14 protein-coding genes are annotated in these 16,079 nt (G+C 38.2%); 2 read left to right on the top strand and 12 right to left on the bottom strand.

What is annotated here, in order from left to right:
• Positions 1–2: 2 nt before the first annotated feature.
• Together HCG49_RS06995 and msrA are read right to left on the bottom strand one after the other, a co-directional pair.
• Positions 3–1,385 (bottom strand): DUF1080 domain-containing protein, encoded by a 1,383-nt coding sequence (locus tag HCG49_RS06995; protein ID WP_168468823.1) that lies wholly within the window; start codon positions 1,383–1,385, stop codon positions 3–5.
• A 138-nt stretch (positions 1,386–1,523) separates the two neighbouring features.
• Positions 1,524–2,189 (bottom strand): peptide-methionine (S)-S-oxide reductase MsrA, encoded by a 666-nt coding sequence (msrA, locus tag HCG49_RS07000; protein ID WP_168468824.1) that lies wholly within the window; start codon positions 2,187–2,189, stop codon positions 1,524–1,526.
• A gap of 759 nt (positions 2,190–2,948) precedes the next feature.
• On the opposite strand from msrA, the gene HCG49_RS07005 reads away from it, so the two are divergent.
• A complete protein-coding gene (locus HCG49_RS07005; RefSeq protein WP_168468945.1) occupies positions 2,949–3,191 on the top strand; it encodes a hypothetical protein in 243 nt (80 codons plus the stop codon).
• A 241-nt stretch (positions 3,192–3,432) separates the two neighbouring features.
• Here HCG49_RS07005 and secA read toward each other — a convergent pair whose 3' ends face one another.
• The 6 genes from secA to HCG49_RS07035 form a co-directional block, all read right to left on the bottom strand.
• Entirely contained in the window at positions 3,433–6,792 is a 3,360-nt protein-coding gene (gene secA / locus HCG49_RS07010; RefSeq protein WP_168468825.1) for a preprotein translocase subunit SecA, read from the bottom strand.
• Positions 6,793–6,976: 184 nt separating this feature from the next.
• Entirely contained in the window at positions 6,977–7,201 is a 225-nt protein-coding gene (locus HCG49_RS07015; RefSeq protein ID WP_072762956.1) for a DUF2795 domain-containing protein, read from the bottom strand.
• A 134-nt stretch (positions 7,202–7,335) separates the two neighbouring features.
• Positions 7,336–7,914 carry a cob(I)yrinic acid a,c-diamide adenosyltransferase gene (locus HCG49_RS07020; RefSeq protein WP_168468826.1) on the bottom strand — a complete coding sequence of 193 codons (579 nt, stop codon included), beginning with the start codon at positions 7,912–7,914 and terminating at the stop codon, positions 7,336–7,338.
• Between the two features lie 303 nt (positions 7,915–8,217).
• Complete coding sequence (locus HCG49_RS07025; protein WP_168468827.1) at positions 8,218–8,733, bottom strand: hypothetical protein; 516 nt, start codon at positions 8,731–8,733, stop codon at positions 8,218–8,220.
• Positions 8,734–8,833: 100 nt separating this feature from the next.
• Positions 8,834–10,714: an ABC-F family ATP-binding cassette domain-containing protein gene (locus HCG49_RS07030; protein WP_168468828.1), complete on the bottom strand. Its 1,881-nt coding sequence runs from the start codon at positions 10,712–10,714 to the stop codon at positions 8,834–8,836.
• 7 nt (positions 10,715–10,721) lie between these two features.
• Positions 10,722–11,906: a DUF4105 domain-containing protein gene (locus HCG49_RS07035; RefSeq protein WP_168468829.1), complete on the bottom strand. Its 1,185-nt coding sequence runs from the start codon at positions 11,904–11,906 to the stop codon at positions 10,722–10,724.
• A gap of 275 nt (positions 11,907–12,181) precedes the next feature.
• Between HCG49_RS07035 and HCG49_RS07040 the strand changes: the two genes are divergently transcribed.
• On the top strand, positions 12,182–12,943 hold the full coding sequence (locus tag HCG49_RS07040; protein ID WP_168468831.1) for a CDP-alcohol phosphatidyltransferase family protein: 762 nt from the start codon (positions 12,182–12,184) through the stop codon (positions 12,941–12,943).
• A 71-nt stretch (positions 12,944–13,014) separates the two neighbouring features.
• On the opposite strand, the gene lptB is transcribed toward HCG49_RS07040, so the two are convergent.
• The 4 genes from lptB to HCG49_RS07060 all read right to left on the bottom strand — a co-directional run bounded on the left by lptB (position 13,015) and on the right by HCG49_RS07060 (position 15,957).
• The gene (gene lptB / locus HCG49_RS07045; protein WP_072762950.1) at positions 13,015–13,755 is read right to left on the bottom strand and encodes an LPS export ABC transporter ATP-binding protein; all 741 of its coding nucleotides are present in this window, start codon (positions 13,753–13,755) and stop codon (positions 13,015–13,017) included.
• Between the two features lie 69 nt (positions 13,756–13,824).
• Positions 13,825–14,169, bottom strand: a complete 345-nt coding sequence (locus HCG49_RS07050) for a carboxymuconolactone decarboxylase family protein (protein WP_072762949.1) — start codon at positions 14,167–14,169, stop codon at positions 13,825–13,827.
• A complete protein-coding gene (gene tatC / locus HCG49_RS07055; RefSeq protein WP_168468832.1) occupies positions 14,153–14,992 on the bottom strand; it encodes a twin-arginine translocase subunit TatC in 840 nt (279 codons plus the stop codon). The genes HCG49_RS07050 and tatC overlap by 17 nt, the downstream gene beginning before the upstream one ends.
• Complete coding sequence (locus HCG49_RS07060) at positions 14,992–15,957, bottom strand: SIS domain-containing protein (RefSeq protein ID WP_168468833.1); 966 nt, start codon at positions 15,955–15,957, stop codon at positions 14,992–14,994. Before HCG49_RS07060 ends, tatC begins: the two co-directional genes overlap by 1 nt.
• Positions 15,958–16,079 lie beyond the last annotated feature (122 nt).

Genomic DNA, 16,079 nt, shown 5'->3' on the forward strand with positions numbered 1-16,079 from the left:
ATTTAGTTGTTGGTTATTTTCTTGATCTTGATGTTTTTAAAGGTCACTTTATCTCCGTGGTCCTGCAGAAGAATATACCCTTTGTCGGCCTCGCCAAAATTGGGCCATTTAGAATATTTACTTTCAGAAACCAGTTGTTTATATTCCGGACTTTTTCGCTCGTATTCAAGAACCTTTGTACCGTTTAACCAATGTTCCACATGGTTGTCAATAGATTTTATATAAGCGGTATTCCATTCGTCTACGCCCTTAAAAGGTTTGTTTGTATCGGCCTGTATTAAATCGTAAAGAGAAGCTAAGGTTCGGCTACCTTCATGGCTGCCTTCCTTCGCGTCCGGATGGCGGCTGTCATCTAAAATTTGATATTCTAAACCAATGGAAGATCCTGGACCTTTATTCAGGTCAGTATTTACATAATATTTGATGCCACTATTGGCACCTTCGGTAATTTTGAAATCTACTTGCAGCTCAAAATCGCCATAGAGTTCGGTGGTCACAATATCACCACCCGCTGCCGACTCTGCTCCTTCAGAAGCTAGGACTGTTAGTTCGCCATTGTTTATTTCCCATCCCTTTTCAGGAAACTCCTCCAAACGGGCTCCCCGCCATCCCTTGGTGGTTTCGCCGTCCCATAACAGTTCCCAGCCGTTCTTTTTTTCGTCAATGGTTAGCTGGTTTTTAGTCCTGATAGGGGATAAGGGCGTCTTTCTAGAATATTGGTCTAGGTTCTCCGTTAAAATATGAACGTTTCTCCACATAATAGGAGTGCCTTCTTTTTTGTCCTTTCCAATGCTGTGCACCTGAAGACCTATAAAACCACTGGCCGTTTTATCATCGATTAAAAAGGAAGCAGGAACCTGATTGATCCAGGTTTTTATAGTATCGCCAATCGCCTCAATTCTATAATGGTTCCAGTCGTTTTGCTTAAAGGCCTTTTGGGCAGCTACGTTATCGGTCAAAGGATGCAGCCAGCCTCTTCTCCCTTCATCATAAATACCCGCACTCCAAGCTCGTTTAGAAGGATCAATCTCTATTTGATATCCGTGCACTTGCCCATTTCTGTACTGAGGAAAGCTATTGCTTCTTATTTGAATGCCAGAATTCATAGTAGAATCTACCTTGTATTCCAATTCTAAAATAAAATCGCCATACATTTTATCAGTAGTCATAAAAGAATTGGGAGTGTCGTGGACAGTAGTCCCAACTAGTATCCCATCTTTAACTTCATAATTGGCATTGCCTCCTTTTTGGTTCCATCCGTTCAGGGTTTTTCCATCAAATAGGGAGACCCAAGGCGTCGTTTCTTTCTTTGTTTCCGAGCAACCCCAAAAAATAATTAGGGATAGCATAAGGGTCAATGTCTTAGCGTGATTTTTTTTGATCATTTTTAGTATGGTTGATTAATAGTGTACGCACACGTAAATTGGTGTATAAAAGCTTAAATATAGTATCTAATTCCTACAATAAAAAAAAGACGACCTAAAATAAGTCGCCTTTTTTGATAATTAAACAAAGAAGTATCTCTAATGTTTATCTTTTTTTAAAAGATCCGGGTAGTTCTTTTGGAATTTTTTTAACCTAGGAACCGATACATTTTTGATATATGAATTAGTAGGGTGTAGTTTTTCATAATCTTGGTGGTACTCTTCGGCCTTATAAAACAAAGTGTGCGGTTTTACTTCGGTTACAATAAGGTTTTGGAAAATCTTGTCTTGGGTTAATTGTCGTATATAATCCTTAATAATGTTCTTTTCTTCCTCATTCTTGTAGAAGGCTATAGAGCGGTAGTGAGGACCACGATCGGGGCCCTGCTGGTTTAGGGTAGTGGGGTCATGAGATCCAAAAAACACTTTGACCAATGTTTTATAGGAAACAAGCTTTGGGTCATAATAGACTTCTACTGTTTCGGCATGGCTGGTTTTTCCATAGCTTACAGCTTCATAAGTGGGGTTTTTTTCTGTGCCACCGGCATAGCCCGAGTACACCTCTTGTACGCCTTTTACACTTTCAAAGATAGCTTCTACACACCAAAAACAACCACTTGCAAAATAAGCCGTCTCATAGTTTTGAAGTTGTTGTGGTGGTTTTTCCAGATCAGGAAGGGTTTGTTCAGCTTTTTTGGTGATTGAATTACAATGGGTAACGCTAAAACCAATAATCAGGCACAAAATAATTTTTAAAAGTTTCATAGTAAATATGCTGGTTTAATAGTTTTAAGGGGCTGCTTTACGAAAAGGCTCAAAAATCACGCCTTACCTTTCTAAAGGTAGCCCAACAATGTCGTTTTTATGCTTTTCATGGAGAATATTGTTAGTTCTCCTACTATTTAGTTCTAATTAGCTGTAAATACTTACGATTTTTTTACAATAAAAGTTTTAAAATATTGCTTTTTTAAAGGTGTTGAGCGTAAGTATGTAGAAAAAATAGAGGAGGAGCAATCTCTTTTAGCCGTTGATAAAATGAATTTTATCGCTTGTAGCTCTAGGATATTTCTGAGCCATAGTCATCATTTTAATTTGGGCGTTCCCTCCTTCGTCGGTCGGGCCCTTGGCTGTATCCCTTGCGATGCTGCGGGGATGCCGCCGCGGTCCCTAACGCAAAAAAACAGCTAGCAGGTTTTACTGGCTTGGTATAGCAGTAATTCTAATAAACGCTTAGGATCTAAGGTTGCTGGCACAATAATAATAGTCAGGTGTATTAAGGAAAGCTATCGAATTGCTAGGTAGGCCGTCAAATTATAGAAGGCTCCCTTCTGAGCGTTCTTTCTAAATGCTCGATGAAAGACCCAATAATTCGATAAGTTAATATCTGACTGAAAACCATAATCCGATTTATTAAACACTTAATCTATGGAATTGTTAGATACCGAAATATATGGGGTTTTTAGCGATTGGAAGGGTATACTTACATGTAACAGGTGTTATTTTTACAATAGAAACCTACTAGTTATGAAAGCACTTTTTACCTTGATCTTTGTTTTTTTTATCGGATTTTCCGCGCATTCACAATGTCCAAAGAACGACCTGAATAAAGTAGACACTATAATGATGGAAGTGGTAAACGTTTCAGAGAAAATGGAGTTTTCTTTAGATAATGAAAAAGATATGGCGCGTTTATATATGGATAAAAATTATAGGGTAAAAAAAGCATTGGCCTTCACTACCAAAAGGAACAAAGCTAAACTCGCTTAAATGTTTCTACAACCACGAATATTAATCTTAGGCTTAGAAAGCTGTAACCAAATACGCTATCCTGCAATAGTTTATAGAATTATCAGACTTTTAAGGAATACGGATAGGAAAATACATATGTAATACTATATACATAATTCCAAATTAATAGGGGGTAATAAAAAAGCGACAACTAATATAGTTGCCGCTTTTTTTATACATATAGTCCCCGATTACTTAGGGCTATTGGGTCGTATGTTTTTTACTCTTCTACGATTACCCATTCTCCTCGTTCTACTAAGGGTTCGGCTTGTTTAAATTTTAGTGTTTTGCTTTCCCCAGAGATGACGTTTTTAATAGTAACCTTTTCGTTTCTTCCAATTTTGGCGTGTTCCCTAATAATGGTTTCTGTAACCTGTGGTCTACCGCCTTGGTTTTGTCCTACAGCTCTGCTCTTGGCAGCCATTTCATCTACATTAGGGATTTCTTCCTTGGTGACCGTTAAATTTTCCTTTGGTCTGCGAATATTGGCTGCTTCTTGTATTTCATTACTTTGATTAGGAAGCTCTGCTTTGAATAAAAAGGAAACGATTTCTTTATTTACCTTTTCTATCATTCCTTTAAAAAGTTCAAATGCCTCAAACTTATAAATAAGCAACGGATCTTTTTGTTCGTGTACCGCTAATTGAACCGATTGTTTTAACTCATCCATTTTTCTAAGGTGAGTTTTCCAAGATTCATCTATAATAGCCAACGAAATATTCTTTTCAAAGTCGGTTACAAGCTGCTTTCCGTTACTTTCGTATGCTTCTTGTAAATTGGTAACAACGTTCAAGGATTTAATGCCGTCGGTAAAAGGAACTACAATTCTTTCAAACTTGCTGGCATTATCTTCGTAAACCTGTTTAATCACCGGAAAGGCGGTAGCGGCATTACGCTCCATTTTATTTACATAGTGCTGGTGGGCTTCCTTGTATATGATGTTGGCCAATTCCTGTACTCCAGTTTTTCCAAATTGCTCTTCGGAAACAGGAGAGGTTAGGGATAAAAACTTAATAAGTTCAAACTCAAAATTTTTGAAATCATTGGCGCCCTTATTGGTACCTACGATTACTTCACAGGTATCGTAGATCATATTAGCGATGTCTACTTTTAGGCGTTCACCTTGCAAGGCATGTCTCCTTCTTTTGTAGACTACTTCCCTTTGGGCGTTCATAACATCATCGTATTCCAATAATCTTTTACGAACACCAAAGTTGTTTTCTTCTACTTTTTTCTGTGCGCGTTCAATAGATTTGGTCATCATGGAGTGTTGAATAACTTCTCCGTCTTCCAAGCCCATTTTATCCATCAATTTGGCAACTCTGTCCGATCCGAACAAACGCATTAAGTTATCTTCCAAAGACACGTAGAACTGTGAGCTTCCAGGGTCTCCTTGTCGTCCTGCTCTACCTCTTAACTGACGGTCTACCCTTCTAGAATCATGTCGCTCTGTACCTATGATGGCTAATCCTCCTGCTTTTTTAACCTCTGGACTCAATTTAATATCAGTACCACGACCGGCCATGTTGGTGGCTATGGTTACTACTCCAGCATTACCAGCTTCCGCAACGATATCGGCCTCCTTTTTATGAAGTTTAGCGTTCAATACATTATGGGCAACCTTTCTGATGGTCAACATTCGAGATAACAATTCGGAAATTTCAACCGAGGTAGTACCTATAAGCACAGGTCTTCCAGACTGAGAGATTTTGGTTACCTCATCAATGATAGCGTTGTATTTTTCACGTTTTGTCTTATAAATCAAATCTTGTCTGTCATCTCTTGCAATGGGTCTATTGGTAGGGATTTCCATAACGTCTAGTTTATAGATTTCCATGAATTCCCCAGCTTCGGTAACAGCAGTACCCGTCATCCCCGATAATTTTCGGTACATTCTAAAGTAATTCTGTAGGGTTACCGTTGCAAAGGTTTGGGTCAAGGCTTCAATCTTAACATTTTCCTTGGCTTCAATCGCTTGATGAAGTCCGTCAGAGTAACGACGGCCATCCATGATACGGCCCGTTTGCTCATCAACGATCATAACCTTATTGTCCATTACCACATATTCTACATCCTTTTCAAAAAGAGTGTAGGCTTTTAATAGCTGGTTCATGGTATGGATACGTTCGCTTTTTATAGCAAAGTCCTTAAATAAAGTTTCTTTTAATTCGGCTTCTTTTGTTATCTCTAATTCCTGATTTTCAATTTTGGCAATTTCATTGCCTATATCGGGCATTACAAAGAAGTCCTTGTCGCCATCGCCAGACAGATATTCAACTCCTTTTTCAGTAAGTTCTATCTGATTGTTTTTTTCATCTATAACAAATAACAGTTCTTCATCTACCTTAGGCATTTCCCTGTTGTTGTCCTGCATATAGAAATTTTCGGTTTTCTGAAGCAATTGTTTTACTCCTTCCTCACTCAAAAATTTTATTAAGGCCTTATTCTTTGGAAGACCTCTGTAAACCCTAAGCAAAAGGAAGCCACCTTCTTTGGTATCTCCTTCTTGGATAAGTTTTTTGGCTTCGGCCAAAACCCCTGTCAAATAAGCTCGTTGTTTAGAAACGATATCGCTTACCTTAGGTTTTAAATCGTTAAATTCATGTCGGTCTCCTTCAGGTACTGGACCAGAAATAATAAGAGGCGTACGGGCATCATCGACAAGCACGGAATCTACCTCATCCACAATGGCGTAGTTATGCGGTCTTTGAACCAAATCCTTCGGGGTGTGTGCCATGTTGTCCCTTAGGTAGTCAAAACCAAATTCATTGTTGGTACCGTAGGTAATATCGGCGTTATAAGCGGCTCTTCTGCCTTCCGAGTTTGGTTGGTGTTTGTCTATGCAATCTACCGTAAGGCCATGGAATTCGAACAATGGAGCCATCCATGCGCTATCCCTTTTTGCCAAATAATCATTGACCGTTACTAGGTGGGCACCATTTCCGGTAAGGGCATTTAAATATAAAGGTAGGGAGGCAACCAAAGTTTTACCTTCCCCGGTGTGCATTTCAGAAATCTTACCTTGGTGAAGGGCAATTCCACCAATAAGCTGCACATCGTAATGTACCATATCCCAAGTAACCTGCTTTCCAGCGGCATCCCAAGAATTTTTCCAAATCGCGTCTTCGCCTTCAAGACTTACATAGTCCTTAGTTCCGGACAATAATCTGTCATTTTCCGAAGCCGTTACCTTAATAGTAGTATTGTGGGCAAAACGATTCGCTGTTTCTTTGACTACCGCAAATGCTTCTGGTAAAATGTCATTAAGTGCTTTTTCTGAAATGGTGTAAATCTCTCCTTTTAAGGTGTCGATTTCCGCATATATGTCTTCGTTTTTGTCTATATCCGTGGAGGACTTGACTTCTTCTAGAAGTTTTTCAATCTTGAGATTGATTTCTTTACAATCTTCTGCAATCTTAGCCTTAAAAGAAACGGTCTTTTCACGAAGTTCATCGTTGCTTAACTGTTCCATTGCGGGACCTAAAGATTTTATTTTGTCGACTAGGGGTTTAAGTTCCTTGATGTCCTTTTCGGACTTGTCGCCAACAAAAACCTTTAATATCGAATTTATAAAACTCATAATATGTACTGTTGTTAAAGAAAGGCCTTATAGAGGTCTTTATTATGAAATAGCATAGCTTATTTTATTTAATTTTTAGGGCTATGCGTTCGTTCCTATCCTAAGGTAGGGTGTGTTGTGATTTCAAAAATACGTAAAAAAAAAGCCTCTTATGAGACTTTTTTGTTGTAATTCAGTTAATATTTTAATACTCGTCTTCGTTCCAAAGATAATCTTCTTCTGAAGGGTAGTCTGGCCAGATTTCTTCGATTGACTCATAAATTTCCCCGCCTTCTTCTTCCATAGACTGCAGATTTTCTACAACTTCTAAAGGAGCTCCGGTTCTAATAGAGTAATCTATTAACTCATCTTTTGTGGCAGGCCAGGGTGCATCACTTAAGTAAGATGCCAATTCTAATGTCCAATACATTGTAATAAATTTATTATAATATTTTGCAAATGTAATTTTTAAACTGATATAGGCAAGTTTTTTTTGATAAAATTCAACTTTGTTATAAACAATTTAATCACTTTTAATAATTTGATACCGAATCTATAAGCTTATTATTGGTCCTTTTTCTCTGGGATCCATTTTATTTCTTCAGCTCCTAAATCATAGGTCAATTTTCGTGCCAACACAAATAGAAAATCTGAAAGCCTGTTGAGATAAGACAATAAGCTAGGGTCTAAAGGTTCCATGGCATGAAGCTCTGTAACCAAACGCTCGGCTCTACGGCATATTGTACGGGCAATATGACAATATGACACTGTTGTATGGCCACCAGGCAATACAAAATGTGTCATAGGAGGTAATACGGTCTCCATTTGGTCTATTTCCTGTTCCAAAACTTCAATGTCCGCAGTCGTTATTTTAGCGATTTGAAGTCTGTCCTTACCGTTTTTAAGCTTTTCCTTTTTTGGGTCTATCGCTAAAAGAGCCCCTATGGTAAAAAGTTTATCCTGAATTAGAAGTAGCGTTTCTTTAGATGAATCGGCGATGTCCTGATCCTTGATTAAGCCTACCCACGAGTTTAGTTCGTCTACAGTGCCGTAACTTTCAATACGCAGATGGTATTTGGGAACCCTTGTGCCTCCATATAGGCCAGTGGTGCCATCGTCACCAGTTTTTGTGTAAATTTTCATCAGCTGTTAAATGTTTATATGGTTCTCTAAAGAAGGAGTTGAAATTACAAAAAGGAATCTATAAAATGCCCTAATGGTAACGTCAAATGCTATAAACCTTTCGGTTTTTGGTCATTCTTTTTCTTTTTATCTGCTAGGGTAGAGCCTTCCATAAATTTTCTCGATTTCCTTGACCTCGACTTTCTTTTATTGGTAGCTTGTCCTATAAGATAAATGATAACTAAAATACCTAGTACTATGTAAACAATATAATCCATTAATAATGCTTGTTATAATCTTTGAATCTTGCTTAAAATTACAAGTTTAAAATCGTATTTTAAAATGTTCCTTGGCTTGTTCCTTTCTAAAAAAGACTATTCCACCATAAAACAGGTCTATGGTCACGGTAACGATCTCCAAATTTTTTACGGTCTCCCATAGGATCTCCGATTCTTTGGAGTTGTGGATGTTATCAATAAAAAGGATAGACCTAGAATTCAGATACTTGTTATCCTCGATTTGATGTTTGATGAGTGCTGCACTAGAGTGCTCCCAATACATGAATTCCCCCGAGTCCCCAACAATAGAAATGTTCTTGTTGTGTTTTAAAATTAGTTCTTTGATCGCCTTGTTTTCAGTGATAAGTTGAGCGCGCTTAATATTAAAAAAAAGAAGGGTTTTTAAGATGATGTTAAAGGACTTGGTTGTTTTAAAGTTAGGGTTGCTATATAAGCCCTTAGTGACGTATTTAAATATAAAAGGAGAATGTACTCCGTGGTGATTGGTTGAGTTTAAGAGGAACCTTATATGGGCTAAAAATCGGAATAGCATTCTCGACATGATTTATTTTTAAATGAGGATGTTTTTGTAGGTCGATCTTAGAAAGAATATCGGCCTTTGAAGTTCCTTTTTAAAAAAGAAATTCAAAGGCCGATGAAGCTTAATTATCCCTGATGTCGGCAAGTTCAAACCAACGTTCAGATTTTAGATCTATAGTATTGCTGATCTCAGTGAGCTCAATAGATAGTTTTGAGATTTCCTCCCCGCTAAGAGACGGGTCTAGGAACTTATTTTGGAGCGCCGTTTTTTTGGTCTCTAATTTTTGGATGTCCTTTTCTAATTGCTTGTATTCCTTCTGTTCTTGAAAAGTAAGTTTGTTGCCTGTGTTTTCTTCTTTCCAGGTGTTTTTTTGATTTTTGTTCTCCGTAGGTTTGTCCTTGGCCGCTCTGTTTTCTTGCTCAGTGCTGTCTTCGTAGGCTCTGAAATCAGAGTAGTTGCCAGGAAAGTCTTCAACTTCTGCATTTCCTCGGAATACAAATAAATGATCTACGATTTTGTCCATAAAATAACGGTCGTGAGATACCACAAGTAGGCAGCCAGGGAAATCTAACAGGAAGCTTTCCAAAACATTTAAGGTTACAATATCCAAATCATTAGTGGGCTCATCCAAAATTAAAAAGTTTGGGTTTTGGATAAGAATGGTACACAAATAAAGACGTTTTCGTTCCCCTCCACTTAATTTTTCGACAAAATCATATTGTTTTTTACGGTCAAAAAGGAAGCGTTCCAATAGCTGTTGGGCAGAAATTTGACGCCCTTTCATCAAAGGGATGTAATCTCCGAATTCACGGATGACATCGATGACCTTTTGGCCTTCCTTTATTTTGATCCCCGCTTGGGTGTAATAACCAAATTTAATAGTGTCCCCGATAATTACCTTTCCACTGTCAGGTTCGTCTTTTCCGGTTAGGATATTCAGAAAAGTAGATTTACCCGTACCATTCTTTCCAATAATCCCTATACGCTCGCCTTTTAGAAAATTGTATTCAAACTTGTCTAAAATTGGTTTGTTGGGAAAGGATTTTGATATTTTATGAAGTTCAAGGATTTTACTGCCCATCCGCTCCATGTTGATTTCTAATTGTACTTGGTGCTCAGTTCTACGCTTGCTAGCCTTTTCCTTAATATCTTGAAAGTCGTCTATTCTGGATTTTGACTTGGTGGTTCGTGCCTTGGGCTGTTTCCGCATCCAATCCAATTCCTTTTTAAAGAGTAGTTTGGATTTATGCTGCTCTGTCGCTTCTTGTTCAAGTCTAGCCTCCTTTTTCTCTAAGTAATAAGAGTAATTGCCTTTGTACGAATACAGCTGGCCATTGTCTAATTCTATAATTTCATTACATACCCTTTCTAGAAAATAACGGTCGTGGGTAACCATAAACAAGGTGATGTTTTCTTTGGCGAAGTATTGCTCTAACCATTCGATCATTTCTAGGTCCAAATGGTTGGTAGGTTCATCAAGTACCAACAAATCGGGCCTATTGATCAGGGCGTTGGCCAAGGCAATACGCTTTTTTTGTCCACCAGACAGTAAGTTTACCTTAAGGTGGATGTCGTCTAGTTTAAGGCGCGATAATATTTGCTTGTACTGGGTTTCAAAATCCCAAGCATCAAAGCGCTCCATGGCTTCAAACGCCTTTTGGTAGGCGTCTTCGTCCTCAGGATTGGCCAAGGCTTTTTCGTAGTTGCGTATAACCTTTAAAACTTCGTTGTCCGAGGCAAAAATGGTTTCTTCAATGGTTAAATTCGGATCTAAATCCGGTTCTTGTTCCAAAAAAGAAATTCTGATGCCTTTTCGGGAGTTCACCTGCCCGGTGTCTGGGGTGTCTTTTCCCGAAAGGATATTTAATATGGAAGTTTTTCCGCTTCCGTTTTTGGCGATAAAAGCAATCTTCTGATCTTTGTTAATTCCAAAAGAGATGTCCGAAAAAAGGACCAGTTCGCCAAATGATTTGGATATATTTTCTACAGTAAGTAGGTTCATTTTGTCTTTATTTAGTACTGAATTGGTTTTGGAGATGTCTCCATAAAAATAGGTATCTCACCGTAAGCGCAATAATTATAGGGATAATTAAAGGAGAGAAGTTCTGAATTTTAAACACTCCTAATAAGATCGTGAAAATAAGTAAGATCAAAAGTATTTTTAGATACTTTAACAGCCAACCAATAGGAGGATGCTTCTTAATAATGGCAAAGGCCGCAATAATATTAAACGGAAATAGCCATAAAACATTAAGGTTGACGGCCGTAGCTGTGTGGTCTGTGAGGAACCATAAAAACAGCAATAGTACGCCTGCTGATCCAGATATAAAAAACAATAGGAAATCGAAAATTCTGGTTCGTTTCTTGTTTTTATAGTCTGTATAAGTAAGGATAAGTATAGCCGCCAAAAAGGCCGATAACCAAAATAGGGGGGTGGTTAAAAAGGAACTGCTTTTAGGTAGACTTTTTTCTTTTAAAATAGTCCGCTCCTTGGATACCAGAGGGGTCGAGTTTAAGGAGGTATTGCTCAGTTGGTACATTACATAGTTTGGCAAGAACATATGTTCTTTTGAAGTAGCCTTTTTATCTATAACAGCTCCTAAGGCCAAGTCTATGCCAAAACTAGACCAAGAGTTGAGGGGTAGGTTTTGATGGATCAATTCCCTGAACGTGTATCTTGTTTCTAAATGGTTTTCCTTAAAATGTAGATTTTCTCCCAAGGTTTCTTCTAATACGTCCTTGATTTTTGTCGAACAATTGTTATAGAGAAAATCATACTTGTAATCCCTGTTTTCGGGAAGGTGATTATTTTCTAAAAACCCGTATAATTCATTTTTCTCCCTGCTGTCTAGATGTAATACCTGTTCTTTTACCCAACGGTTTTCTACCTGGTAGGCATATAGGAAGTAAGGCATGTCTTGTTTGCTTAGGGAATAAAGCAGCTTGCCTTGCGTAAACTTTAAATAAAAGTTTGGGGTGTCAAAATTAAAAGTTCCATAATTGTATACTTCGTCTATACCATTCACAGGGTCATAGACTCTAAAAGCACTATGTCCAAAAGTAGAATATAATTCATCACCTGCACCACAGGTAATGACACTGACTTCGGCCTTGGACGAAAGTGGTTTTAATTGGGCAATTGTAAACAAGGGGAACCCTAGTAGAAATGTAATTAAAAGAATCTTTAAGCGCATAATATCAATACTGACTACCTTTGAAATAGTTACCGCAAATATCGAATAAATAATAGGATTTAGGAACTATGGGCTATTGTATTATAAAAAAGCAGATTTAAATAGACGGCATTTTTTAATTAATGTTATTTTTACCGCTGTGCGGTGCGCGGAAAATAGCGTGTCAAGGGAAATACAGTACTAGCGCTTACACCTCCCGACCCGCTAATTAATTCAGGTAAACCTAGCCTAAAGAATAAGGGTAGTCAATTAAAATTCAAATAAAAAACAAACAGATGAAACGTCATATTCCTAATTTCATTACTTTATTAAACGTACTCTGTGGTTGTATTGCCACAGTATTTGCGGTTTCCAACAAACTAGAAGTAGCCGCGGGCTTCGTTTTTCTGGGTATATTTTTCGATTTCTTCGACGGATTGGCTGCGCGGGTACTGAATGTAAAAAGTGAATTGGGGCTGCAATTAGATTCCTTGGCGGATATGATCACTAGCGGGTTGGTTCCTGGGATTGCAATGTTTCAGTTGTTGAGGATGTCTTACACCGGGGGGTGGAACCTCCATGTTGCCAACGGGGCTACAGAAAGTATGTCTTGGGAGTTGTTCGAGATGCCGTTACTGCCATTTTTTGGTTTTATAATAACCATGGCCTCCGCATACCGATTGGCGAAATTTAATCTTGATGAAAATCAGGTCTCCTCTTTTATAGGCTTGCCAACTCCGGCCAATGCCCTGTTGATACTATCCTTTCCCCTAATGTTGATCTACCACAATAACGACTTCTTAAATGAGTTGATTCTAAATCAATGGTTTTTAATTGGGGTGACCCTTTTTAGTGCCTTTTTACTGAATGCTAAGATTCCTTTATTTGCCTTAAAGTTTAAAAACTGGAGTCTCAGGGACAATGCAAATCGCTATATCTTTTTAATAGTCAGTGTCGTGTTCTTGTTGACCATGAAATTTATGGCAATTCCGGCTATTCTAGCCTTTTATGTGGGCAGTTCCGTAGTGAGTAATATTAGTGCTAAAAAAGAGGGGTAAGCCTCAGTGTTATATACCAGCAATAAAAAAAGCCGCAAATTGCGGCTTTTTTTATTGCTATTCTTATGGTTTTAGAAGTCAAGCTTTTTCTTCCTTAACTCAAAATTTTGTCCTAGATATACTTTACGGACCATTTCATCGGCGGCCAAATCTTCGGGAATCCCGGATTTTAAGATTCCACCTTCGAACATTAGATAAGAGCGCTCTGTAATGGCTAAGGTTTCTTGTACGTTATGATCGGTAATAAGGATACCTATGTTCTTGTCTTTTAATTGAGCAACAATACGCTGAATGTCTTCTACGGCAACCGGGTCTACCCCAGCAAATGGTTCGTCCAAGAGTATAAATTTGGGATCCGTTGCCAGTGCTCGGGCTATTTCGGTACGTCTTCTTTCGCCCCCCGACAATAAATCGCCACGGTTTTTGCGAATATGCCCCAATCCAAATTCTTCGATGAGCGATTCCATTTTCATCAACTGCTCTTTTTTACTGAGTTTGGTTAGTTGCAATACGCTCAATATATTTTTCTCGATACTTAATTTTCTAAACACAGAGGCTTCCTGTGCCAAATAACCAATGCCGTTTTGAGCCCTCTTGTACATGGGGAATTTGGTAATTTCCTTTTGGTCCAAATAAATACTGCCTCCATTTGGTTTGATCAATCCTACGATCATATAAAAGGAAGTGGTTTTTCCGGCGCCATTAGGGCCTAATAATCCCACGATTTCACCTTGGTTGACCTCTAAAGAAATTCCCTTTACTACCTGTCGTCCTCGGTAGGACTTCATTATATTTTCTGCTCTTAGCTTCATAGTATCTTGCTATCCTTCAAAACTAAACTTTATATTTTTCAAGAAGAATAAAATGTAGTTTTTTTTAACTTATTGTTTTTCAAGTTCTTCCCAGAACTCGTATGCTCTCCTTAAATGAGGGACCACAATGGTACCTCCAACAAGGGTTGCAATGCCAAGGGTTTCCATAACCTCTTCCTTGTTGGCACCTTCTTCATAGGAGCGTTCCAAGTGGTATTTTACGCAATCATCACAGCGCAGTACCGCAGAGGCTACTAATCCTAATAGTTCCTTGGTCTTAACATCTAAGGCGCCTGCAGCATAAGCATTGGTGTCTAGATTAAAAATTCTTTTAATTATTTTATTGTTGTCGGCTAACAACTTTTCGTTCATTTTTGAACGATAGGCGTTAAATTCTTCAATTTGCTTTGACATTTTTTTGCTCTTTTTTAGCTTGTCTTTTTAAAACAATTTTGGAAATATAGATACTTATCTGGTATAAAATTAAAATAGGTACTGCTACAATAATCTGGCTGGCAACGTCTGGTGGGGTAATAATGGCAGAAAGAATCAAAACCACTACCAAGGCCATTTTTCGATACTTGCGCAGTATTTCCGGTGTTACTAGGCCGATTTTTGTTAAAAAATAAATAATAATAGGCAGTTCAAAGATTAGACCACAAGCTATTACGGCAGCCCTGACAGTTGATATGTACGAACTTAAATCGATCTCACGGACCACGGTTTCACTAATAGAGTAGCTTCCTAAAAAGTTAATGGATAATGGCGCTACGATATAGTATCCGAACAATACTCCATTGAAAAAAAGAAATGATGCAATGGCAATAAAACCTCTAGCGTTTTGTTTTTCGTTGTCATATAGCCCTGGGGAAATGAATTTCCACATTTCATATAGAATATAGGGGAATCCAAGGATGAAACCGGCCCATATAGAGGTCCAGATATGAGCAGAAAACTGCTCTGACATTTGTCTACTCTGAACGGTAAAAGCAGGTTCCGTATTACAGAAAGCTTCATTAAATCCTAATTTTTGCGATAGGCTACAGAAGATGTCGTAGGTTGGGAATTCTGGATTCATTGGTCCAAAAATGATGGTGCCAAAAACAAAATCTTTCATTAAAAAGGCTACAGTTGCGATGATCACTATCGCAAAAACAGATCTTATGATATGCCATCTTAATTCTTCTAAATGGTCTAAGAAAGACATTTCATTCGGGGTCTTCAATTTTTTTGTCATTATAATATGCCTTCGTTTATTAGGTTGTGCAAATGTACTATTCCTCTGTAATTATCGCCTTCCACGGCTAGTAATTGTGATATTCCCTTGTCTTGCATTAATTCCAGAGCCTTAACAGCCAATACATCGGTGGCTACGGTCTTGGGATTAGTGCTCATAATATCTTTAGCGGTCAAGCCGCTGATATTGTCATGTTTGTTCAACATACGACGGATATCGCCATCAGTGACCACGCCCACTATTTTATTGTCTTGCAATACCGCAGTAATGCCCAACATTTTTTCGGAAATTTCTACGATGACCGTTTTAACATCGGCATCGATATCTACTTGTGGTATCAAATTATTGCTGGCAATATCGGAAACTCTTAAATATAATTTTTTTCCTAAGGCACCACCAGGGTGGTACTTTGCAAAATCGTTACTGTCAAATCCTTTTAATTCCAATAGGCATATGGCCAAAGCGTCGCCCATTACTAATTGAGCCGTGGTACTCGAGGTAGGGGCCAAATTATTGGGGCAGGCTTCTTTTTCCACAAAAGTATTTAAGACAAAATCGGCCTGGTTGGCCAAAAATGATTCGCTATTACCGGTCATCCCTATTAATTTGTTGCCGCCATTTTTGATGAGGGGGACCAATACCTTGATTTCTGGGGTATTTCCGCTTTTAGAAATGCAGATAACCACATCTTGGTTTTGTATGGTGCCTAAATCCCCGTGAATGGCGTCCGCGGCATGCATAAAAATAGCAGGAGTGCCCGTAGAGTTTAGGGTCGCTACGATTTTGGACGCGATGATAGCGCTTTTTCCTATCCCAGAGATGATAACACGTCCCTGAGATTGGCGAATACACTCCACAGCACTGGAAAACTCCTCGTTTAAATAAGAAGCCAATTGATGTATTGCATTGGCCTCCGTTTCAATAGTTTTTTTAGCTGTAGCCAATATAGCTTTGGTGTCGCTCAAAGTAATTTATGATTAATGGTGATTTTTCTTTAAAGAAATCTTATATTTAGTGTACAAAATTACATAAACTTAAGTTTATAGAATATTTAAAATTTCAACAAATTTATTTATAATAAAAATTG

It is taken from the genome of Arenibacter sp. 6A1 (assembly GCF_012272855.1).
Classification (GTDB): Bacteria; Bacteroidota; Bacteroidia; order Flavobacteriales; family Flavobacteriaceae; genus Arenibacter.

Coding starts and splice junctions, on each gene's coding strand:
- HCG49_RS06995 (WP_168468823.1), bottom strand. CDS start 1,385: ATGATCAAAAAAAATCACGCTAAGACATTGACCCTTATGCTATCCCTA.
- msrA (WP_168468824.1), bottom strand. CDS start 2,189: ATGAAACTTTTAAAAATTATTTTGTGCCTGATTATTGGTTTTAGCGTT.
- HCG49_RS07005 (WP_168468945.1), top strand. CDS start 2,949: ATGAAAGCACTTTTTACCTTGATCTTTGTTTTTTTTATCGGATTTTCC.
- secA (WP_168468825.1), bottom strand. CDS start 6,792: ATGAGTTTTATAAATTCGATATTAAAGGTTTTTGTTGGCGACAAGTCC.
- HCG49_RS07015 (WP_072762956.1), bottom strand. CDS start 7,201: ATGTATTGGACATTAGAATTGGCATCTTACTTAAGTGATGCACCCTGG.
- HCG49_RS07020 (WP_168468826.1), bottom strand. CDS start 7,914: ATGAAAATTTACACAAAAACTGGTGACGATGGCACCACTGGCCTATAT.
- HCG49_RS07025 (WP_168468827.1), bottom strand. CDS start 8,733: ATGTCGAGAATGCTATTCCGATTTTTAGCCCATATAAGGTTCCTCTTA.
- HCG49_RS07030 (WP_168468828.1), bottom strand. CDS start 10,714: ATGAACCTACTTACTGTAGAAAATATATCCAAATCATTTGGCGAACTG.
- HCG49_RS07035 (WP_168468829.1), bottom strand. CDS start 11,906: ATGCGCTTAAAGATTCTTTTAATTACATTTCTACTAGGGTTCCCCTTG.
- HCG49_RS07040 (WP_168468831.1), top strand. CDS start 12,182: ATGAAACGTCATATTCCTAATTTCATTACTTTATTAAACGTACTCTGT.
- lptB (WP_072762950.1), bottom strand. CDS start 13,755: ATGAAGCTAAGAGCAGAAAATATAATGAAGTCCTACCGAGGACGACAG.
- HCG49_RS07050 (WP_072762949.1), bottom strand. CDS start 14,169: ATGTCAAAGCAAATTGAAGAATTTAACGCCTATCGTTCAAAAATGAAC.
- tatC (WP_168468832.1), bottom strand. CDS start 14,992: ATGACAAAAAAATTGAAGACCCCGAATGAAATGTCTTTCTTAGACCAT.